Source organism: Sulfurimonas sp. (assembly GCF_029027585.1).
Classification (GTDB): domain Bacteria; phylum Campylobacterota; class Campylobacteria; order Campylobacterales; family Sulfurimonadaceae; genus Sulfurimonas.
In genome coordinates this window covers 1530527-1552266 of the sequence record NZ_CP093397.1, presented here as the reverse complement: position 1 = coordinate 1552266, position 21740 = coordinate 1530527, and the positions used below count along the sequence as shown (strand labels likewise).

At 31.5% G+C, this 21740-nt stretch carries 28 protein-coding genes; 13 read left to right on the top strand and 15 right to left on the bottom strand.

The features are described from left to right. Nucleotides 1-2: 2 nt before the first annotated feature. Complete coding sequence (locus MOV50_RS08120) at nt 3-377, bottom strand: (2Fe-2S) ferredoxin domain-containing protein (RefSeq protein WP_321777410.1); 375 nt, start codon at nt 375-377, stop codon at nt 3-5. A gap of 149 nt (nt 378-526) precedes the next feature. On the opposite strand from MOV50_RS08120, the gene MOV50_RS08115 reads away from it, so the two are divergent. Next, nucleotides 527-1093, top strand: coding sequence for an acyloxyacyl hydrolase (locus MOV50_RS08115; protein WP_321777409.1), 567 nt, complete (start codon nt 527-529; stop codon nt 1091-1093). On the opposite strand, the gene MOV50_RS08110 is transcribed toward MOV50_RS08115, so the two are convergent. The 11 genes from MOV50_RS08110 to MOV50_RS08060 all read right to left on the bottom strand — a co-directional run bounded on the left by MOV50_RS08110 (nt 1094) and on the right by MOV50_RS08060 (nt 8083). Further along, nucleotides 1094-2389 carry a UDP-N-acetylmuramoyl-L-alanyl-D-glutamate--2,6-diaminopimelate ligase gene (locus MOV50_RS08110; RefSeq protein WP_321777408.1) on the bottom strand — a complete coding sequence of 432 codons (1296 nt, stop codon included), beginning with the start codon at nt 2387-2389 and terminating at the stop codon, nt 1094-1096. Further along, the gene (locus MOV50_RS08105) at nt 2379-2972 is read right to left on the bottom strand and encodes a hypothetical protein (protein WP_321777407.1); all 594 of its coding nucleotides are present in this window, start codon (nt 2970-2972) and stop codon (nt 2379-2381) included. Before MOV50_RS08105 ends, MOV50_RS08110 begins: the two co-directional genes overlap by 11 nt. A 9-nt stretch (nt 2973-2981) precedes the next feature. Then, the gene (locus MOV50_RS08100; RefSeq protein ID WP_321777406.1) at nt 2982-3257 is read right to left on the bottom strand and encodes a NifU family protein; all 276 of its coding nucleotides are present in this window, start codon (nt 3255-3257) and stop codon (nt 2982-2984) included. 65 nt (nt 3258-3322) lie between these two features. Then, nucleotides 3323-4537 carry an aldo/keto reductase gene (locus tag MOV50_RS08095; protein ID WP_321777405.1) on the bottom strand — a complete coding sequence of 405 codons (1215 nt, stop codon included), beginning with the start codon at nt 4535-4537 and terminating at the stop codon, nt 3323-3325. Between the two features lie 133 nt (nt 4538-4670). Further along, nucleotides 4671-5021: a 50S ribosomal protein L17 gene (gene rplQ, locus MOV50_RS08090; RefSeq protein WP_321777404.1), complete on the bottom strand. Its 351-nt coding sequence runs from the start codon at nt 5019-5021 to the stop codon at nt 4671-4673. Between the two features lie 13 nt (nt 5022-5034). Continuing rightward, on the bottom strand, nt 5035-6033 hold the full coding sequence (locus MOV50_RS08085; RefSeq protein WP_321777403.1) for a DNA-directed RNA polymerase subunit alpha: 999 nt from the start codon (nt 6031-6033) through the stop codon (nt 5035-5037). A gap of 20 nt (nt 6034-6053) precedes the next feature. Then, a complete protein-coding gene (rpsD, locus tag MOV50_RS08080) occupies nt 6054-6680 on the bottom strand; it encodes a 30S ribosomal protein S4 (RefSeq protein ID WP_321777402.1) in 627 nt (208 codons plus the stop codon). A gap of 11 nt (nt 6681-6691) precedes the next feature. After that, nucleotides 6692-7084, bottom strand: a complete 393-nt coding sequence (gene rpsK, locus MOV50_RS08075; protein WP_321777401.1) for a 30S ribosomal protein S11 — start codon at nt 7082-7084, stop codon at nt 6692-6694. 10 nt (nt 7085-7094) lie between these two features. Continuing rightward, the gene (gene rpsM, locus MOV50_RS08070) at nt 7095-7457 is read right to left on the bottom strand and encodes a 30S ribosomal protein S13 (RefSeq protein ID WP_321777400.1); all 363 of its coding nucleotides are present in this window, start codon (nt 7455-7457) and stop codon (nt 7095-7097) included. 2 nt (nt 7458-7459) lie between these two features. Further along, on the bottom strand, nt 7460-7573 hold the full coding sequence (rpmJ, locus tag MOV50_RS08065; protein WP_321777399.1) for a 50S ribosomal protein L36: 114 nt from the start codon (nt 7571-7573) through the stop codon (nt 7460-7462). Nucleotides 7574-7738: 165 nt separating this feature from the next. Further along, a complete protein-coding gene (locus MOV50_RS08060) occupies nt 7739-8083 on the bottom strand; it encodes a hypothetical protein (RefSeq protein WP_321777398.1) in 345 nt (114 codons plus the stop codon). A gap of 149 nt (nt 8084-8232) precedes the next feature. On the opposite strand from MOV50_RS08060, the gene MOV50_RS08055 reads away from it, so the two are divergent. From MOV50_RS08055 to MOV50_RS08045, 3 genes are read left to right on the top strand one after another with little or no spacing between them, the layout of a single operon-like run. After that, nucleotides 8233-9483, top strand: coding sequence for a diguanylate cyclase (locus MOV50_RS08055; protein WP_321777397.1), 1251 nt, complete (start codon nt 8233-8235; stop codon nt 9481-9483). Next, entirely contained in the window at nt 9480-10772 is a 1293-nt protein-coding gene (locus tag MOV50_RS08050) for an SPL family radical SAM protein (protein ID WP_321777396.1), read from the top strand. Before MOV50_RS08055 ends, MOV50_RS08050 begins: the two co-directional genes overlap by 4 nt. Then, nucleotides 10769-11422 (top strand): glucosaminidase domain-containing protein, encoded by a 654-nt coding sequence (locus tag MOV50_RS08045; protein WP_321777395.1) that lies wholly within the window; start codon nt 10769-10771, stop codon nt 11420-11422. Before MOV50_RS08050 ends, MOV50_RS08045 begins: the two co-directional genes overlap by 4 nt. A 29-nt stretch (nt 11423-11451) precedes the next feature. Here MOV50_RS08045 and MOV50_RS08040 read toward each other — a convergent pair whose 3' ends face one another. Both MOV50_RS08040 and MOV50_RS08035 read right to left on the bottom strand, forming a co-directional pair. Then, nucleotides 11452-12762 carry a M99 family carboxypeptidase catalytic domain-containing protein gene (locus tag MOV50_RS08040; RefSeq protein ID WP_321777394.1) on the bottom strand — a complete coding sequence of 437 codons (1311 nt, stop codon included), beginning with the start codon at nt 12760-12762 and terminating at the stop codon, nt 11452-11454. Beyond that, nucleotides 12734-13474 carry a M15 family metallopeptidase gene (locus tag MOV50_RS08035; protein ID WP_321777393.1) on the bottom strand — a complete coding sequence of 247 codons (741 nt, stop codon included), beginning with the start codon at nt 13472-13474 and terminating at the stop codon, nt 12734-12736. The genes MOV50_RS08040 and MOV50_RS08035 overlap by 29 nt, the downstream gene beginning before the upstream one ends. A 93-nt stretch (nt 13475-13567) precedes the next feature. On the opposite strand from MOV50_RS08035, the gene MOV50_RS08030 reads away from it, so the two are divergent. The 5 genes from MOV50_RS08030 to trpB are packed head-to-tail and all read left to right on the top strand — an operon-like array spanning nt 13568 to nt 17597. Then, on the top strand, nt 13568-13969 hold the full coding sequence (locus MOV50_RS08030; RefSeq protein ID WP_321777392.1) for an arsenate reductase ArsC: 402 nt from the start codon (nt 13568-13570) through the stop codon (nt 13967-13969). Between the two features lie 2 nt (nt 13970-13971). Then, nucleotides 13972-15225, top strand: coding sequence for an arsenic transporter (locus MOV50_RS08025; RefSeq protein WP_321777391.1), 1254 nt, complete (start codon nt 13972-13974; stop codon nt 15223-15225). A 54-nt stretch (nt 15226-15279) separates the two neighbouring features. Then, entirely contained in the window at nt 15280-16128 is an 849-nt protein-coding gene (locus MOV50_RS08020; RefSeq protein ID WP_321777390.1) for a S1 RNA-binding domain-containing protein, read from the top strand. A gap of 4 nt (nt 16129-16132) precedes the next feature. Continuing rightward, on the top strand, nt 16133-16342 hold the full coding sequence (locus tag MOV50_RS08015) for a hypothetical protein (protein WP_321777389.1): 210 nt from the start codon (nt 16133-16135) through the stop codon (nt 16340-16342). A gap of 37 nt (nt 16343-16379) precedes the next feature. Then, on the top strand, nt 16380-17597 hold the full coding sequence (trpB, locus tag MOV50_RS08010) for a tryptophan synthase subunit beta (protein WP_321777388.1): 1218 nt from the start codon (nt 16380-16382) through the stop codon (nt 17595-17597). On the opposite strand, the gene MOV50_RS08005 is transcribed toward trpB, so the two are convergent. Continuing rightward, on the bottom strand, nt 17587-18780 hold the full coding sequence (locus tag MOV50_RS08005; RefSeq protein WP_321777387.1) for a YbfB/YjiJ family MFS transporter: 1194 nt from the start codon (nt 18778-18780) through the stop codon (nt 17587-17589). The genes trpB and MOV50_RS08005 overlap by 11 nt on opposite strands. 61 nt (nt 18781-18841) lie before the next feature. Between MOV50_RS08005 and MOV50_RS08000 the strand changes: the two genes are divergently transcribed. From MOV50_RS08000 to MOV50_RS07985, 4 genes are read left to right on the top strand one after another with little or no spacing between them, the layout of a single operon-like run. Then, on the top strand, nt 18842-19627 hold the full coding sequence (locus tag MOV50_RS08000; RefSeq protein WP_321777386.1) for an ABC transporter permease: 786 nt from the start codon (nt 18842-18844) through the stop codon (nt 19625-19627). A gap of 44 nt (nt 19628-19671) precedes the next feature. Then, complete coding sequence (locus MOV50_RS07995; protein ID WP_321777385.1) at nt 19672-20079, top strand: hypothetical protein; 408 nt, start codon at nt 19672-19674, stop codon at nt 20077-20079. After that, nucleotides 20061-20975, top strand: coding sequence for a hypothetical protein (locus MOV50_RS07990; RefSeq protein ID WP_321777384.1), 915 nt, complete (start codon nt 20061-20063; stop codon nt 20973-20975). The genes MOV50_RS07995 and MOV50_RS07990 overlap by 19 nt, the downstream gene beginning before the upstream one ends. Next, a complete protein-coding gene (locus tag MOV50_RS07985; RefSeq protein WP_321777383.1) occupies nt 20972-21622 on the top strand; it encodes a hypothetical protein in 651 nt (216 codons plus the stop codon). Before MOV50_RS07990 ends, MOV50_RS07985 begins: the two co-directional genes overlap by 4 nt. The last annotated feature ends 118 nt before the right edge of the window (nt 21623-21740 follow it).

Sequence of the window (21740 nt, the reverse complement as noted above, 5' to 3'; positions counted from 1 at the left end):
TCCTACATTCCCATCTGTTTTTTCATATCTGCTGGAGTTATTGCTTCATCCCACAGTTCTTTGTCTATAACATACTCATCTACGATATTTCCACCCATTATATGTTCTTCAATAATTCTATCTATTTTTTCTTTTGTTAAGGCTGTGTACATAACATGACCAGGTTCAACTAGCATAATTGGTCCAGAAGAACAACGATTCATACATGAAGTACGGATTGGTTGAACTGTTCCCATAATTCCTTCTTTCATTAATTTACCTGCTAAATATTGAAAAAGGTCCTGCGTCTCTGGTGTTACACAAGAAGGTTTTGGCATACCTGGAGGAGCTGATTGCTCACATTTAAATATATAAAATGCTGGTTGAGGAATTCCCATATAATTTATCCTTATTATTTTGATGCAATTATAGCAAAAATTTTACGAGATAATCTCATGGATGAAAACAAGTTTTAAATTTTAAGTTATAGTGCAACTTTTTAGATATAATTCACTTCATAAAATTAGCAAAATAAAAGGCAAACAATTTGAAAAAAATTCTACTTCTTGGACTACTTTTAACATCTTTATACTCAAATCAAGATACACAAAAAGCAAAAATTTATATCGGTATGAGTGGTGGTTATATGAATGAAGTTTATAGTGATGATGATAAAACAACAGGTTCAGCAGAGATGGCAAAGGTAAAAATCGGCTATGGAATTAGAACAGCCTATGCCATAGAATTTTCTCTTGAATATCTAAAAAACACATCAAATGTTTTCTCAACTCCTCCAGCAAAAGATGGGGATAAGTTTGGTTTAAATGTTGAACTAATCAAAGGTTTTGACTGGGATATTTACATAAATCCATATTTTAAAGCTGGAATTGGAACTGGTATATTTGATATAAAAAATGACAACTCAACTAAAAATTCTTTAAATTATAGTTCTTTTAATCTTGGTCTAGGTTTTTTTATCCCAATCAACGAGCATCTAGACTTTGAAGTTGGATATGATTATAAATATATTTCTTATGAAAAGCTAAAAGATACAACTGGAGGATACAGTTCTAATATGAATGGTCTTTACCTTGGAGTTAATGCAAGATTTTAATCAATTAATATTTAACAACTCTCTTACAATTTCCCTATCATCAAAGGGAAGTTTTTTGTCATATATTATCTGAAAAGACTCATCACCCTTACCTAAAATCACAACAACTTGCTTTTCACTTTGCTCATCAAGTGCCATCTTTATTGCTTTTTTTCTATTTAATTCAACACTTACGATACTTCTATCTTCTATGCCTTTTAAAATATCTTCTACTATCTCTTGCGGGTCTTCATTTCTTGGATTGTCACTTGTTATATAGACTTTTTTTGCTAGACTTGCAGCAATTCTTCCCATCATAGGTCGTTTTCCTTTATCTCTATCTCCACCAGCACCAAAAACAACAAGCAACTCTTTTTCTTTTAAAGCGTTTAAAACTTGTTGCATTCCATCTGGGGTGTGAGCGAAATCTACTATCACATTTGGAGCTTCACAAACTTGTTCCATTCGTCCACTTACTCCTGCAAAATTATCCACCACTTTCACAATTTCTTCTAACTTTTCATCAACTAAAATATCAACTGCACCAATAGCCGCCATCAGATTATAAAGATTAAAAAAACCATGAAGAGAAGATGTAAAAGGCACTATATTTTGAAAATGCTGTATTATGCCACTAGATGCATCGTTTAGAGAATATGCCATCAATTTATAGGTTGAAGGATTTTCTATCCCATAAGTGAAAGTGTTTTTTATATTAAAAGCAGCTCTTGGTTCATCTTTATTTATAAGTTTTTTACTTTCATCTTGAAAAAAACTATTTTTTACAGAGATATATTCACCAATAGTCTTATGAAAATCTAAGTGGTCTTGAGTGATATTTGTAAGTATTTTAAGCTCAAAATAAAGCCCTTCTATTCGTTCTTGAACAAGAGAATGAGAACTAACTTCCATAATAAAAAATTCACATCCAGCGTCTACTGCTTGATAAATATGTTTATATGTATTGAGTACACTTGGTGTAGTTAAAGACTTGCCTTCAACTACTTCATCGTTCATAAAAAAACCACGCGTTCCTTGCATCGCTGTTTTATACCCTAAATCTAGTAAAAAAGAGTAGATTGCACTAGCTGTTGTTGTTTTACCATTTGTTCCTGTAATACCAACTATTTTTATCTTATCAATTCCAAAAAATTGAGATATATCTTTTATGCTTATAATTGAGTGAGCATTATTGTCTTTTGCATTTTGAAGGTATTTTTTATTTTGTGCGGTTAATATAAATGCTGTTTTATTATCACATTCGGACGAATTTTCACTAACAAATTTATACTTTTGATTTGGTAATTCAATCTTCACTATTACTACTCTTTGCTAGTTTTTTAAGTAATTTTCTAAGTAGTTCATCGCTTGGATATACACTAAGTGCATTTTCCAAATATGTAAGTGCCATCTCTGCAAATCCATGTTCTATTAAATTATCTAAAAAATCTATAAAATCTTCTTTTTGAGTAATAATTACACGAGTTGAAAACATAATATTTTCAAAAGTTTCTTTAAAATTCGCACCATTGTCTATAATATCTTTAAAATCTTTATATAATATACCATCTTCTAATTCTAATCTATCACGCAAAGGCTCTGCAAATATTTCACTAAGCTTATCTAGTGTACCGTCCATTGTTTGTAAAATATCACTAATGATTTTATCTGCAGATTCTTTATCTTCACCTTTTAAAATTTCATAATAATCAAAAAGAGCTTCTGCTCCACCTTCCCCACTAAGAGCCATCTCTGATAAGATAACACCATTATAAGCTTCTTTTGAGTTTGGAAAGTCTTGCAAAACTATTGCAAATTTTTCTAAAGCACTCTTAAAATTTGATTTAGAAAAATTCTCTTTTGCTTGTGTTAATGTTTTATATTTGCTCATTGTTTTCATTTTACTACTTTATAAATTATCTATGTCGTTTTCCATACCAACAGGTACATTAATCACTGTAAGTTCTGGATGTATATCCATCTTTAGTTGTCGCTCAACACCGTACTTTAAAGTGTTTGAACTACTTGCGCAGCCTATGCATGCACCTTTAAGTTGCACATATACATTTGCATTTTTAACTGTTATAAAATCTATATCTCCACCATCTAATGCTAAAGATGGACGAATTTTATCAATCGCAGCTTTTACTGGATTCATCAATTCTTCATCGGTAAATGGAATCATATAATTTCCTTTTTAATTCTTTACACATAAAATATGACAAAATCGCTTAACATGTCATAAAAGTTTTAATTTAAAGCTAATATTTCATGCACATATGTAGGTTTACGCATTCCAACCAAGATATAATCAATACTATCTCTTTGTTTTAAAAAATTTAATGCAAACTCTTGTATAGACAAATCGGTTTTCTCAAATAAATTTTTAAATTTTACTCTTGTATTTTTAGAACATTCATAAGCAACTATTTTTCTATACTCTATAAAAAACAGGTCTATAGAATTAAGAATAGTTTCTCTATCCTTTTCATCAATCACTTCAATAGTTGTTCTTACATGAGGTAAAATTTGTGCATAAAAAAATGAATCATAATCCCCAATCCAACCAAACTTATGTTTTGTGGCATCTAACTCTTCTAAAAGATTATACAAGGATTGAAGCGTCTCATTAGCACTTACTTCTAACAACTCATTTAGATGATGATAATACTCTTGTGGCTCATCATAATCTGCTAGCCTGTACATTACATTATCTTTTTGTGCATTTAAAGGTCTATTAACTAAAACTCTTAAGCCATTTTTTTTAGCCCACGAAGCACATTTCAAGCCTTCTTGTTCAAGTATGTTTATAGGAAGTTGTATAGTTGAAAAACTATGAGTATCATTTCCTACATCTTCACTCGCTCTGTCTGCTATGGTTATTAAATCTTCATATGGTAAAAACTCATCGCTACTTTGAGCTTTTGAAAAACTATTTGAGCTTATTCCATAAGAGAGTATTCTTCCGTTTTGCACCTCTTGTTCAAGTGCCATAAATGCTCTATAAAGTCTTAAGTACATCTCATCCAATCTATCATCTTTTTCTATACCTCTATTTATGGCATCTAGAAGATAGTACTCAGGATTATGAATAAGATAACAGTCAATTTGTTTCATTTCTAAGCGTTTTAGTGATAGTGTTAGTTGGTCTTGTAAGAATAATTTTGAGATACAATGAAAACAATCAGATGAAAATTCCACAACTTCATCAAAAGCTTTTTCTTTGTGTCTTTTTAGATTTTCACCTTGAATATAACCAAATTTACTAACTATTTTTACTTTTGTTTTTATATCTTCATCAAACTCTCTAAATGCTAAAGCAATCGCCCGTTCTGCTCCACCATCCATATAATTTGAAGATGTGTCAATCATTTTAATACCAGATGCTATTGCTTCTTTTAAGCTTTGGATATGTTGTGGATTATAATCACTAATTCTATAAGTTCCAAATGCAAAATCACTCATTTTGATGTCCTAGTTTAGTATTTCAAAGTATTTTAGAATGTGGAAGTTTTATGTTAGTGCGGTTACTACGCGTTGGTTCTCTTCTAAAGAGAACCTAGTATTAGTGTAGAAAAAGGGAATAATTCCCTTTCCGTTATACTAACTCTATAAACGCCATTGTCGTAGCATCACCACGACGAATTCTTGTTCTAGTAATTCTTGTATATCCACCAGTACGATCAACATACTTAGGAGCAATTTCATTTACTAATGTTTTAGTTGCTTCTTTACTTTGAAGCGCCGCGAATACTGATCTGTGAGCATTAGAGTCATTCTTAGTAGCAACTGTTATCAGTTTCTCAATATAAGAACGAAGCTCTTTTGCTTTAATAGCAGTAGTTTCAATTTTACCATGTTCAATTAACGAAATACTAAGATTCTTAAGTAACGCAGCTCTATGTGAACTTGTACGACTTAGTTTACGGTATCCATGACGATGTCTCATCTGTTATCCTCTATTAAGCCTGTGAGGCTTCTATTTTCTTTTTTAATGCACTTATTACATCATCAGTTAAGTCAGCACCAACTGCAAAACCAAATTCTTGTAATTTATCTACGATTTCATCATATGATTTTTTACCAAGATTTTTAACATTTTTTAAATCATTTTGACTCATCAATGCTATTTCACCTATAAGTTTTATGTTTGAGCGATCAAGACAGTTAAAACTTCTTGCACTTAAACCTAAACTATCAATATGAGTTGACAATTTTTTAAGATCAGGGTTTTCTTCAACACGCTCTATTGTTGTTGCAGTTTTTATACTAATCTCTGAATTAAATACAGCTAATTGAGCATACATAACTTCTAAAGAGTTTTTAAACGCATCTAATGGAGTTATTTGCCCATCAGTTCTAATGTTCATAATCACTCTTTCAAAATTAGGATTGTCTTCTACAAGAACATTCTCAATTTTGTAAGTTGCACTACGAACAGGAGTAAAATAAGCATCTAGTGCTATATACCCATCTTCAAGTTCATCGTGTGTATCTTCACTAGCTACATAACCAATACCCTGAGCAATTTTAATAGTAAAATTAAGAGTAGAGTCTTCATTTAGTGTTGCTAATGGAGCATCTGGCGTTACAACATCAACCTCATCACTGATAAGGTCACTTCCTTTAACGCTACATGGACCAGCAAAACTATAACTGATTTCTGCTTCAGTTGCTTCATCTTTAAGCTTAAAGCGAATCTCTTTAAGATTTAAAATGAAGTCTGAAATATCTTCAAGCATACCACGCACAGAGTCAAATTCATGCTTAGCACCTTCTATTTTAATAGCTATTGGTGCATAACCAACTGAGCTACTTAATAAAAAACGGCGAAGTGGATGAGCTAAAGAAATAGCATAACCCGTTTCAAACGGGTGAGCCATAATATTTGCTTCATTATCACTAATTTGTTCTACCTCAAACTCTTGTGGAGCAAGGGGAGTAGTTTTAATTTTTTTCATTTAACGCCTTTTATTAACTATTATTTAGAGTAAAGCTCAACGATTAAACGCTCTTCAACAGGAATCACAACTTCTTCACGCTCAGGTAAACGAGTATAAATACCAAAAACTTTCTCAGCATCTATATCAACCCATGGAGCTATACCAGTTTGGTTAGTTAATTCTATAGCACGAACAATTTGAATATTTTTCTTGCTTGATTCACGAACTTCAATTTTTTGTCCTGGCTTAACACGGTAAGAAGGAATATCAAGTTTTTTACCATCTACAAGGATATGACCATGAGTAGTAAGTTGTCTAGCAAAACGACGAGTTGAAGCAAAACCCATACGATAAACAACATTATCAAGTCTGCTTTCAATCAATGTAATAAGGTTTGTACCTGTATTTCCATCTTTTCTTTTTGCTTCAACAAATAATGCACGGAATTGTTTTTCAGAAACACCATACATGAATTTTGCTTTTTGTTTTTCATTAAGTTGTAAACCATACTCAGAAACTTTCTTACGACGCTGACCATGTTGACCAGGACCATAAGGTCTTTTTTCTAATGCAGATTTACCCGCTAAACGACGCTCACCTTTAAGGTTAAGACTTACACCAAATCTTCTTTCGATTTTTTCTACTGGACCTCTATATCTTGCCATCAGTAATCTCCTTAAACTCTACGACGCTTAGGTGCGCGACAACCGTTATGTGGTAATGGTGTAACATCTTTCATAAATGTAACACGAATACCTTCGATAGCACCTACAGCTTTAACTGCTGTTTCACGACCTGAACCAGGACCTTGAACTTTAATACCAAGTTCTTTTATACCATGTACTTGCGCTTTAGCAACTGCATCTTCCGTTGCAGCTTGTGCAGCAAATGGAGTTGATTTTTTAGAACCTTTAAATCCTAAAGAACCAGCAGAACTCCAAGCAATCATGTTACCCATTTCATCTGTAATAGTTACAAGAGTATTATTAAATGATGCAGCGATATGAACGATACCACGAGCAATATTTTTCTTTACTACTTTTTTTCTAACAGCTTTTCTTTTTGCCATCTATAATTCCTTACGCTGCGCCGACAGTTTTACGCTTACCTTTTCGAGTACGCGCATTTGTCTTAGTTTTTTGTCCACGACATGGAAGACCACGACGGTGACGAATACCTCTATATGAACCTAAATCCATAAGAGCTTTAATGTCCATTGCAACTTTTTTACGCAAATCACCTTCAACCATATGACTGGCACGGATCTCTTTTGTAATTGCTGCTACATCGTCTTCGCTTAATTCGAAAACTCTTTTGTTATAGTCTATACCTGTCGCATCTAAAATTTTACGAGAAGCATGTAAACCAATTCCATAGACATACGTTAAACCGTATTCTATTCTCTTTTTCTTAGGTAAATCAACACCAGAAATACGAGCCATGATTATCCTTGTCTTTGTTTATGTTTTTTAACTTTGCAGATTACTCTTACAATGCCTTTTCTTTTGACAACTATACAGTCATCACACATCTTCTTAACTGAAGCTCTTACTTTCATAAGTAGTCCTTTGTTTATACATCTTTGCTGCTTTTAGGCTCACAATAATTTTGTTTGCCAATACTTTTATCTTTTGTATTGTGTACTAAAGATAGAAATACTCTTTCGTTTTGTTAAAACAGCAAAGCGGATGAGGATTGTACCCAAATTAATGTAAAAGTTTTATTAATCCCAGATAACACTGACACCATATTCTTGATTTAGTGTAATAAACTTCTTGTAATAAACCTTTTTTTCATACTTTTTGCTCAACAACTCTATTTCTAGTGATTCTTCACAGAGGAGTTCTCTTACTTCTTTATATGAAAGCCATTTTCCGTATCTTGATAGTGTATTTTGCCATATTTTAAAGTCACAGGTAGATTCTTGTGTAAGTTCAAACATCTCTCCATCTTCTGTTTTCCACATAGCATTTGAACAAGCATAAAGTTTTACTTTTTTGCCTCGCACTTCTTTATCTCTAACTTCTATCTCTCCATCGTCACAATATGGACATTTTCCTAAAATCATTTATGCTCCCAAGTTATTTATATAGAAACAATAACCTTAATTAAGAAGAAAAGTTATTTATATGACAAATTGCAATATAATTTTACACTTTTATTTATGCTTCAGCGTATAGCGTTATAATTCATCATAATAAGGATAGGTTATAGATAATGAGAAATGTTTTAGTCGTTAACGACAATCAAAATGTTTTAAGTTCATTAAAACAAGAATTTAAAAAACAAGATGATATAAAACCATACTTTGCTAAAAGTCATAAAGAAGCTAATGACCTATTAAATAAACATCATGATAAATTTCATGCGGCATTGTTAGATATATATCTCAACGATGCCAAAAATGGAGAAATCATTGAACTTATAAATCATCACAACATACCATATGTTATATTAACAGATATGATTGATGGTAAAATACAAGACACTTTGTTAAAAAAAAATATAATTAACATTTTTTCAACAAATGATCAAACTAACATAGCATGTGCAGTTACAGATATCTCTAGGACATTAAAAAATTATGATACAACTATTTTGATAGTTGATGATTCTGATATATATAGAAAAATATTAAAAGATAGTTTAAAAAAAATAAAATTGAAAATTATTGAAGCTTGTGATGGTGTAGAAGCATTGGAAATTTTAGAAAATAACAATAAAATATCTCTCGTTCTAACAGATTATGAAATGCCTAACATGGATGGAATAGAACTTACATTTAAACTACGCAAAAAATATAAAAAAGACCAACTTGGCATCATCGCTCTTAGTGTTGTCGAAGAACAAAATGTAATAAGTAAGTTTTTAAGAATTGGTGCAAATGATTTTATAAATAAGAGATTTACGCACAATGAGCTTGTAACTAGAATAAATGCAAACTTAGAACTTTTAGACCTGTTCGCTCAGATAAAAGAGATGGCAAATAAAGATTTTCTTACAGGAGCTTACAATAGACGCTTCTTTTTTGATAATGGAAACTCCATCTATTCTAAAAATAAACGAAAGAACACTCCTTTAACAGTAGCGATGATAGATATAGATAAATTTAAAAATATTAATGACACTTATGGGCATGATACAGGTGATGTGGCTATTAAAGAAGCAAAACGCATATTGGTAGATAATTTAAGAGATTCTGATTTAATGGCTCGTTTTGGTGGTGAAGAATTTTGTGTACTGCTTGAAGATATAACATATGAAAATACAAGACTACTTTTTGAAAAAATTAGAAATAAATTTCAAAATAACATAATAAGAACACATAAACATGTTATCACATATACAGTATCTATTGGAATATATATTGGTTTATCAGACTCACTAGAAGATATGATTAGACTCTCTGATGAAGCGCTTTATGAAGCTAAAGAAAATGGTAGAAATAGGATTATAATCTCACAATGAATTCATATTTAAACAAATTTAACGACTCTATAAAAAATACAATTTTTTTTAAACTTCCAACTAAAGAGCAAAATTTCATAAAAGAGAAATCACTTCTTTTAAAATTTTCTTTTCAAGAAATAAAGCAAATTATAGATATTGCACGCGATCTTAAAACTTGGAATGAAGGAAATTTAATAGACATTTTTCCACAACATGCGCAAAAAAAAGTTGTTTTCAGCAGACTTAAAAAAACTTATGACGAGATACGAAAAAAACCAAATTCTTATAAAAATTTTGAACTTAGAAATATACCACAAGAGCAAAAATACACTTTTAAAACTGAGGCAAAAGAAAGCTTTGGTATTGGACTTTGTCCTGTGGCATCTGAGAAAACAAGATGCTGTAATCTTTTGACTTTAGATGCTGTTGAGAGTTGTGGATTTGACTGTTCATACTGTTCTATTCAATCTTTTTACAATCAAAATACTATTACTTTTGATAGTAACTTTGCTGACAAACTAAAAAACCTTAATCTTGATAAAAATAAAACATATCATATTGGAACTGGTCAAGCATCTGACTCTTTGATGTGGGGAAATCGTGAGGGTATCTTAGATTCTCTTTTTCTTTTTGCTAAAGAAAATCCAAATGTCATTTTAGAGTTTAAAACAAAGTCAGACAATATAAAATATTTCTTACAAAATGATGTACCAAACAACATACTGTGTACTTGGTCACTTAACACTCCAACAATCATACAAAATGAAGAGCATCTTACTACTTCACTTGACAAACGCTTAGATGCTGCAAGAAAACTAGCCGACAAAGGCGTAAAAGTAGGTTTTCATTTCCACCCAATAGTACAGTATGAAAACTATCTAGATGAATATGCAAAAGTTTATGATAGACTTACACATATGTTTAAACCACAAGAAGTTGCACTTGTGAGTTTTGGAACGCTAACATTTATAAAGCCTGTTATAAAACAACTTAGAAGCAGAGAATTTAAAAGTAAAATAACACAGATGCCATTTGAAAATGCAAGTGGGAAAAGTTCTTATCCAGATGCCATAAAAGTTGAAATGTTTAAACACGCTTATGAGAGTTTTCACTCTTGGCACCCCAAAGGCACTTCCTTCGGGGCGCACTCTAAGAGTACAAATAACAATGTTTTTTTCTACTTATGCATGGAAGAACACGAGATGTGGGACAAAACCTTTGGTTACCAATACTCAACAAACAACGACTTTGAAAGAGCTATGCTTAGTTCTTACGCAAAAAAACTAAATATGGAGTTTCTTATATGAAATTATTAAAAATAATACTTGTTTTATCACTTCTGATATTCTCAAACACTCTTTTAGCAAAAAGCCCTAAAAAGATGACAGTACAAGAAAAAAAGGCTAATTTTAGAAAACTAATAGTACCAGCAGTTCAAAATGTTTATGAAGAGTTAGACGCTCAGTATAAAGATATAAATGCCAATATTGACAATCCTGCATATAGTAAAAAAATCGCTGCTTTAAAAGAAACTTATAGAGTTAAGTCAAATGACAAATTGCTTAAAGCTCTCAAACCACATCCAAGAAGTATTGCTATTGCACAAGCAGCGATGGAGAGCGCTTGGACAACTTCAAGATTCTTTCGTGAAGGTACAAATATTTTTGGTGTTTGGTCTTTTAATAAAAAAGAACCTAGAATTGCTGCTGGAGAGAAAAGAGGAAAGAAGACAATTTGGTTGAAAAAATATGCTTCTATCGAAGACTCTGTTCGAGATTACTACAAAACACTTGCTCGTTCACATGCATTTTCAGAATTCAGAGCGTTAAAGATGAAAACTGACGACCCATATAAACTAGTAAAAAAACTAGACCGCTACTCTGAGATGGGAGCTAAATATGGCAAAGAATTAGCATCTATGATTAGATATAATAAATTTTATCTATATGATAAATAATTCTTTGAGTTACTAAAAGCTATACAAAATCAAATAATAAACTTAACCAAAATCATACCAGCGAACTTCTCTTTAGCGTAGTATTCTATTCTATAAATACTTCCTCTTTTATCGATTGAAAAGCGCTTAGGTATGTTAGAATTTTTTATTTTTATCTCTGTTTCTTTTCTACTTCTAGTTGTAAAACCAATAACATTGACACGATATTTTTTGTTTTCTTTTACTAAAAAGTTTTCCTTCACCTCAATAAGGGTTCCAAATTTTACTTTTGTTAAAATACCATCTATTTTCAACTCAACACTTTGATTATTATCTTCATATACTTGATAATCGGCTTTTAGCCTTGTAAGTCGTCTATTTCCATATTGGATTGTATAACTATTGTCTTTTTTGATAATAGTAAGAAGTGGATTACTAGCTTTAAAATTCAACTCTCCATCTTTTTTTATAGGAAAATATTTTAATATATTTCTAATCTGTGAAAGTGGCAATCTAATTTTTTCATCATATAAAGATATATAAATATCATTATTTATAGCAGCATAAACACCTTTAGGATTTAAAACAAACTTTCTTTTATACTCAATACCCATAATATCCATGTACTTTTCTAAGGCAAGAAGATGATAGTAAACTCTTTTATTAGTTGGTAAATTTTTACTAGCTTCATTACCAAAAGCTGCTTTTCCTTGATTTATGGCGAAATAAGTAAGGGTTTTTTCCATCTCTTTATCGCCTTCTTTTGTTCTTGTGTTATGCAAACTATAAAAATCTTCTGCTTTTATAAGATTTTTGTTTACATGTTCTACTACTTGTAAAGAAATTTTTTCAAGGTTTCCATAGACAGGAACATCTATTGATGACTGGTCTATGATAGAGCATTGTCCCCAGCGAGAAGGAGAATGTAAGTTATCAACATAAGTTTTTCTATAATAACCACTACCATCATGAAGATTCACAATAAGCTTTACATTTTCATCTTTTATGTAGCTTTTAATTCTCTCTACTGTTTCATATTCGGGGTCATTTTTTGAAAGATGTGCGAACTTTCTATTCATATCTCCATATGGACCTCTACTTCTTTTGATGATACTATAAAAATTCAAATTTGGAACAATCCACACAGAACCTTTTGTTATTTCATAGTGAGTTGAAAGCAGAGATGCTGAGATAAAACCACCTGGTTCATCTCCTTGAATACCGCCAATTACTAAAAGAGTATTGTTGTCTTGCTTACCTTTTTTTATAAGGTTAAAATTAAAATTATTTTGAGCATTTAACAACAATGGCATTAAAAGTAAAAAAAGTAAACTAAATAACTTCAACATGCCACGGTTCAAACCGCACTCCATCACTATTATTTTTGTTATATCGCATACTTATATAATCAAGCTTTTTCATCTTTTCAAACTCAAAAGTTAAAGCAAAATCAGCAGTAAAATTTTTATATCCCCAACCTTTTCTTCCAACATCAAAATCACTAATCGTGTGGTAAGAGTAAGCAGGAGGTGCTATATCTAAAGTAGCTCTTGTTATATTTCCACCATTTCTATACAACTTATTGCAGTAAAGACTCAGTTGTTTAAAAACATTTCTCACACCTGATGTTAAAACCAAAGTGTTTCCAACATCTTTTCTCAATTTTGTATAATCTTCTAGTGCCTTACCTTTAAAAAGATAGTGACCTGTTCTTGGAATTTTCACAACAATTTTTTTAGAAATTTTATTTTCTATATTAAAACATGTTTTTTCGCCAAAAAAGCCATATTGTTGTGTACTCTCAAAGAATAATTTATCGATTAGAGATAATTCTTCATTTGTAAAAGAGCCTACCGCTGAGTAGTTTCGTCCATAATATAAAGCTTCTGAGTAAGAAATTAAGTTAAAATTTGCAAAACCTACAAACCTTCGCAATCTTTTTAGTCTAGCATTTAAATTATTCAGAGTTTGATACTCACTATATAATAAATATATATCTTTAGAGTTTTTAGTAAAATCATTTGCAAAAATTGGCGTTAATGCCATAGTTGTTAAAAAAAATCTTCTGTCCATAATCATCATTATATCAGATTTGTAATGAAATCGTAATGTACTTTTTGTATAATTTCAAATTGTAAAATCAATATATTTAAATCAAGGTTCAGTGTGTCTAAAAAAGTTCTTATATTATGTACAGGTAATAGTTGTCGTTCTATTATTGCAGAAGCAGTTTTAAACAAGCACTTAAATGGTGTGGATGCTAAAAGCTCTGGAGTAAAGGCAAGTGGTAAAGTAAATCCAAATGCAATAAAACTTCTTCAAAGAGAAGGCTTATGGAGTGATGATTATCACTCGAAAAATCTTAGTGAAGTCATAAATGATTATTTCGATTTAGTTGTAACTGTTTGTGATAATGCTATGGAGTCATGCCCTGTTTTTCCAAAAGGAACAAAAGTAATTCATGTAGGTTATGAAGACCCAGATGGTAAAGATATGAGTGCTTTTGAAGAAACTCTAAAACTTATAAAAATGGAACTTATTCCCATCGTTAGAATTGAGTTAAGCTAATAATGGTTCTGGCTTCCATAATTTTTCTCGTAACACTTCTTTTTATTATTGTTCAACCTCGTGGTCTTCAGATTGGGACAAGTGCTGTTATAGGTGCTGTTGTTGCCCTAGTTGTTGGCGTTGTTACTGTTAGTGATGTTTGGATAGTCTTTGACATTATCTGGGATGCTACCCTTGCGTTTATAGGCATCATAATTTTATCTATGGTTTTGGATGAGATAGGCTTCTTTGAATGGGCTGCTCTTAAGATGGCGAAACTATCAAAGGGAAGTGGGCATAAAATGTTCTTCTACTCCATCATACTTGGAGCGATTGTTTCAGCTCTTTTTGCAAATGATGGTGCAGCTCTAATACTTACTCCCATATTACTTGCAAAGATGAATATTTTAAAACTCAACACAAAAACTATCTTAGCTTTTTTACTCGCAGGTGGATTTATTAGCGATAGTGCATCTCTTCCTTTTGTATTTTCAAACCTTACAAATATTGTAACAGCAAACTATTTTAACATTGGTTTTAGTGAGTTTATCTCAAATATGATTCTTCCATATTTTGTAAGTGTTATAGCAAGTATGCTTGTTTTATGGTTAGTTCTTAGAAAAGATATACCTCAAAGAGTAGATATAACCCTACTTAAACATCCAGATGAGGCCATAAAACATCAAGGACTTTTTAACTTTAGTTGGCTTTTCTTAGCACTTCTTCTTGGAGGTTATTTCATAGGAGATGCTTACAATATTCCTATTTCTGTCTTTGCTCTTGGTGGGGGAGTTATATTTTTACTTATCGCCTCATACACAAAAACAGTAGATGCTAGGCACATCATAAAAGAAGCACCTTGGCAAGTTGTTTGGTTTTCACTAGGACTCTACATTGTCGTTTATGGACTAAAAAATGCAGGACTTACGGACTATATAACCCAAATATTACTATTTTTAAATTCACAAAGTGAAGTTATTGCAGTGGTAGGAACAGGTTTTTTAGCAGCTATTTTAAGTGCTGTTATGAACAATATGCCAACCATTATGGTTATGGATATAGCACTTGCTGATATAAGTAATGAAGCTATGATTTATGCAAATATTATCGGTTGTAACCTAGGACCAAAAATGACACCATTTGGTTCATTAGCTACCCTACTTTGGCTTCATACTTTAGACAAAAAAGGTGTAAAAATTTCTTTTTGGTCATACTCGAAATTTGGACTAATCGTAACACCACCTGTTTTACTTGTGGTTTTACTATCTCTAACCTAAGTAGTCATAAATAAAGGTATAATTTCGTATAAAATTTAAAATACGGAAAAACCTATGAAACAAAACGAATACCTAGAACTAGGCAAAATCAACACCCTTTATATAGACAGACTTACTACTCCCGGTGCATACTTGATGGCATATGATGGAAATGATGTACTTCTACCAGGACAATATCTTACCCCAGAGATGAAAGAAAGAACACTTATAGATGTGTTTTTATATACAGACTCAGAAGATAGACTTGTCGCTACAACACTCACTCCAACTGCAAAACTTGATGAAATGGCAATGTTTGAAGTTATAGATACTGCACCTTTTGGAGCATTTATGGACTGGGGGTTAAGTAAAGACCTTTTAGTACCAAATATGTTTCAAAAAACACCTTTTAAAGTTGGCGAGAAAAGATTTATAAAAGTAATTTATGATGAAAGAACACATCGTCTTGTAGGAACAGAAAAGCTTGGTGATTTTTTAGAGGAAAAAGTACAAGGCATTAAAATTGCTCAAGAAGTCAGCATCTTGATTATTGCTAAAACTCCTCTTGGATTTAAGTGTATTGTACAAGACAAATACGAAGGTCTTATATATCACAATGAAATATTTGAGAATATAACTATTGGCGATAAAAAAACAGCTTATGTAAAAGCTATAAGAAAAGATGGAAACATTGATCTAAATCTTAGAAAAGCTGGAAGTAAAAAAAGTGGTAGTTCTGCTGATAAAGTTCTTACTATGTTAAAAGAGAACAATGGCATTATGCCTTATAACTATAAAAGCGATGCCGAGCTAATCAAAGATATATTTGGACTTAGTAAAAAAGATTTTAAACGCTCTCTTACAGCTTTAGTAGATGCTAAACAGATAGAAGTTAAAGACACTGGCATCTACTTAAAGGACTAAAACAATGGCTAAAAAGAAAAAAAGTATAGAGTTATCAAGTAAAAAAATAGCTTTTACTCTTGAAAAAGTAACATACAAAGTTATTCGATACTATCCGACTGCAATGACTCTTGATGTAATGGTTACAGATGCAGATGGAAACAAAAAAGGCATGCAAAATATAGCTTTTGCACATATTCCCAAAGAGATAAAGAAACTTGTCAAGCCAAATTAACTATAATTATCCCAAACATAAAAAAGGATTTAAAACTATGGCTCAATCTTACTTAGAATCAATGCCTGATGCAAATGGATATTTTGGAAAATTTGGAGGATCGTTTATACCACCGATGCTAGAAGCTCCTTTTGATGAAATAAAAAAAGCATACAAAGAACTAAAAAAATCCCCAGCATTTATAAAAGAACTCAAATATGTTAGAAAACATTATCAAGGACGACCAACTCCTATATCTTTTGCAAAGAATCTTACAGATTTATGTGGTGGAGCAAAAATTTACTTAAAAAGAGAAGATTTAAATCACACTGGTGCTCACAAACTTAACCATTGTATGGCTGAAGTGATTTTAGCTAAGCATCTAGGCAAGAAAAAAGTTATAGCTGAAACTGGAGCAGGACAACATGGTGTTGCACTTGCTACTGCAGCGGCTTATTTTGGACTCGAATGTGAAATACATATGGGTGAAGTTGACATTATTAAAGAGCATCCAAATGTTGTTCGTATGAAAATACTGGGTGCTAAAATTGTACCAGCTACTCATGGACTAAAAACTCTAAAAGAAGCAGTTGATAGTGCTTTTGAAAGATATATCGAAACTTATGAAGATACTTTATATTGTATCGGTTCTGTTGTTGGTCCGCATCCATTCCCACTGATGGTTAGAGATTTTCAATCTATCGTAGGACATGAATCTAAAGAGCAATTTTTAGAGCATGAAAGTAAAGCACCAGATGCCGTAGTAGCTTGTGTTGGTGGTGGTTCAAATGCTATGGGTATTTTTGCTGGTTTTATTGATGATAAAGATGTTGAACTTCATAGTGTTGAGCCTATGGGAAGAGGCGATAAATTAGGTGATCATGCAGCAAGTTTAACTTATGGAGAAGAAGGCGTAATGCATGGCTTTAACTCCATAATGCTTAAAGACGCTGACGGGGAACCTGCTCCTGTTTATTCTATCGGTTCTGGTATTGATTATCCATCTGTTGGTCCTGAACACGCTCACTTAAAAGAGATAGGTAGAACAATAGTTGGTCTTTGTAACGATGAAGAAGCCGTAGATGCTTTTTACAAACTATCTCAGCTAGAAGGGATTATCCCCGCTTTAGAAACAGCTCACGCTATCGCTTATGCGATGAAGTTAGCAAAAACTTTAGGTAAAGATAAAACTATTTTAGTAAACTTAAGTGGTAGAGGCGATAAAGATATAGACTTTGTAGTTGATAACCACCCTATTCCAAACGCTAAGTTTTAAGGTGCAAGTGTTCTACTCTTTTTGCAATAAGCAAGAAGAATATACCAAGAAAAACTATACCTGCTGTAAGATATAAAGTAGCATTATAGTTTCCAAATTTCTCTATGAGTGCAACACTATAAAGTGGTGCACTAATCTGTCCAATTCCATAAGCTGCTGTCATGGAACCCATCAAAACAACAGGATTTTTCCCTGCTAACTTACCACCTAGATGCATAAACAAAGCAACTAAACCAACAAAAGTACCGCCATATAAAGCACCACTAAACAGATTCATATACATATTTGTAGTAAATGTTGGGATAAGTATGCCTATGATTTGTAAAGCCATGGCGAGTATAATGACATTTACACTGCCATGTTTATGTGCTAAACGCATCCATAAAATAGAAGATGGGATACCAACAACACCAACTATAAGCCACCCTACATTACCATAACCATCTAAACCTTCTAAAGAGTTTATGATATCTGGTAAAAAAGTTCCTTGAACAACAAAACCAACACCCTCTGTAAAATAAGCTAAAATCAGAAGGATTACAAAAGGAGAAAAAATCGATTTTGAGAGTTTATGTTTTGGAGCATCTTGCTTTAAAGATTCATCAAAAGAAAGTATATAAATAGAATATATTGAGATAAAAAAAGCCATAACTGTTAAAGTCATCCAAGCATCTGAGTATGTACCTTCTTTAAGAACTCCCTGACTAACTAACTCACAAAATACAATAGCCACACCAATGCCACTAAAGTAAATCCCCATAGCCTTAGTTTTATCTTCATAATCTAGTTTTACCATAACCAAAGCACCACCAACTATAAGCACCATAGCAGCTCCAAAACCTGCAACTATTCTAGAGATTAACCAGACAGTATCACTTGTAGTTGTTGCTAAGATAAGAGTTGTTAAGATGCTAAGTATCATACCAATTCTAAAAAATTTCTCTTTTGTTATGATATCTTTAATAGTTATAGAAAAAAGTGCTCCGCTAAAATAACCCATAAAATTTACAGATGCTAAAACACCAGCATAAGAGAGCGTCAAAGAGTCTTCAAGCATAGAAGGAAGAAGAGATGTAAAAGCAAACCTTGCTACTCCAACACCAACAACAATGGCTAAAACACCTGCTAATAAAATTGCTATATTATTGTTTCTATCTAGTAAATTCATATTTATTTTTTGCATTCAAAGATTATAACGAAATCACTTAAAACTAAGACTAAGGCAAATTATAGGATAATAAATTATGTTTAAATTTATAGAAAGTATTGGCGATAAAACGATAAAATCTCTTGAATCCTTATTTGAAGCATTAAAATTTACCTCTATTTGTCTTATTCACATGGTGCAACCTAGTAGCTATAACCCTGCCATGAGAATGGTTTTAACAAAACAAATATACTTTACCGCAGTTGGAATTATTCCTATTTTTACAATGATGGCAATATTATTTGGTTCAGTAATCATCGGTGTTGTTATCGCGCTTGCAACAGAGTATGGACTTACTGATAAGATTGGCTCTATTATCATCACTTTTGTTATAGATGAATTTGCTCCTTTTTTTACCGCCCTTTTGATTTCTCTTCGCTCAGGTGCAGCGGTAAATACTGAAATCGCAGTTATGAAAGTAAATAAAGAACTAAATACTCTTGAAGAGTATAAAATAGACATCATAAACTACCTCTTTTTACCAAGAATAATAAGTGGCATGATAAGCGTAACTTCACTTTCAATTTTATTTGCAATTATTATGCTTAGTAGTGGTTATCTTTTTACTCTTTTTTACATGAATATGGATTTTCATACCTATAAACAACTGCTTATACACAGTATAGAAGTCAGCGATTTAGTTATACTTCTTCTTAAAAGTATGGCTTTTGGATTTGTTACGATGCTCATTCCAATATATAGCGGTTTAAACACAGCATCTAGCTATACAGCAATCCCAATATCTGTTTTAAATGGTATGGTTAAGCTATTTATCGCATTATTTTTTATCGAGGTGTTATCATTACTTCTTCAATCAATATAAAACTATTTGAACGCTATCAAGACATCAGCAAGTATATAAAAGAGTTGAATGATTATTCGCTTGTTTCTAAAAATACACCTCTTATTTCTAACCTAAATATGCTTGAAAACATTGCTCTTATCAAAGAAGTTCATCAGTTTATAAAAACTTCAAGTGCACAAAAAGAAGCTCTGTATTATCTAAGTAAAATAGACTTACAAAATGTTGGTAAAAACAGACTAACACAATGCACTTCTTTAGAGATTTTTTACATATCTTTCATTCGTGCATTAATGACTAAAGAGATGAATGTTATAATACTAACACCATTCCATTTAATCGATAATTTAAGAGATATAGAAACAGTTTTAGCATCTATACAAAAACTAGAAATTAAAAAAAATATTTTAATCTTAGATACTTTTTCAAATGAAACACACTATAAAGGATGTTCATGCAATATAATAAAATGAAGCTAAGTGTTGGTCTTTTTGTATTAACTCTTTTTATAACTGTCAGCACACTTCTTTATACTGTCCTAGAGTCTAAAGGTACATTCGATAAAAGATATAACTATCATTTCACAACTGATAGTGCTACATTTTTTAGCGTTGGGATGCCACTAAAATTTTCTGGCTTTAGCATTGGAGTAATTGATAACATCTCGCTCAAAGATGATGGAACTGTTTATATGACATTTTCAGTTAGTCAAAAAAACAGAAGATGGCTAACAGAAGGTAGTGTTTTAATGACTATAAAGCCATTAATTGGCTCACCTCATATAGAAGTATATTCTGCTATTGACAATAAACTCTTAGAGGCAAACTCAGAACTCCTGATGTTAGAGAGTGATGATATAAACGATATGATTTCAAAACTTGTACCCGCTATAGATAAAATCATAAAAATCATAAACAATATAGATGCTATTACTACATATTTAGCAAAAGAGGATTCTGACCTTATGCTAACTCTACAAAATATTAAAAAATTTACAGCAAATATATCTGATAGTGATTCACTTTTAACAAGTTTAACTGGAGATAAAGGCTCAACACAAGACATCATATCTGCACTAAAAAGTATGGACTTAATTATGAAAGATATTCATAAAATAACTTCATCTTTAGATAAAGATTTAGTATCACCAACTTCATCTACCATTAAAGAACTTGACGGTATTATGAAAGATATAAAACAAAAGCTAGATGCCATAGACTCAACTGTTAAAGTAGTTGGAAAATATGATAAAGATTTACTAGAATTAAAAGAACAAATATCCATAAGTGTTCAAAAATCAAATCAAATCATGGATAAGGTAGATGCTATTATGCAAGATGACAGTAAAAAAGAGGTGATTTTACCATGATAAAGATTTTTTTAGTTAGTCTTAGTTTACTTATTTTTAATGCTTGTTCCTTTAAAACTCCCCCAAATCAGTGGCAATATCAAAGCTCAAACGCTTTTAATTCTTATACAAAAAACTTTCTTGAAAGCAACGAAGCACTCGCAAAAAATGATTTAAGCCGTTCTATAAAACATGCAAAAAAAAGTGCCGACTTAACAATGTTAGCGCGCGTTTACTTAGGAGAGTGTGCACTAAATATTAGTGTTGGCATAAAAGATAGATGTAAAAGTTATACAGGTATTTCTGATGTTGTTAAAGATGAGGGTCTAGATGCGTATTATAACTTCATAACTTTGCAAAACATAAAGCCAAAAAACCTAGATGCTAAATATAAAAACTTTGCCTCATATATAAATAACAGTCAGTTTAAAAAAGCACAGCTTGAACTATCAAATATCAACTCTGTAAATTCAAAATTACTTTGTGCTTCACTTATAAAAGAGCATCTAGACTCTTCAAGCCGAGAAGAAATGATAAAAACAGCTTCTTTTCATGGTTATAAAAAAAGTGTATTATTTTGGTTAAATGAAGAAAAAGAAAAAACAAGAGATGAAGAAAAACGAATAATTTTGTCAAAAAAGATAAAAATTATGAGTTTGAAAAATTAATGCATAGCCTACGAGTCAAGTAAAGGCTATACATGGAGAATCGTAAATATATTATATATGCAAATAGTTACTAAAGTGTTAACAAAGTCTAATATAATTTTGGATAAGATTACTTATC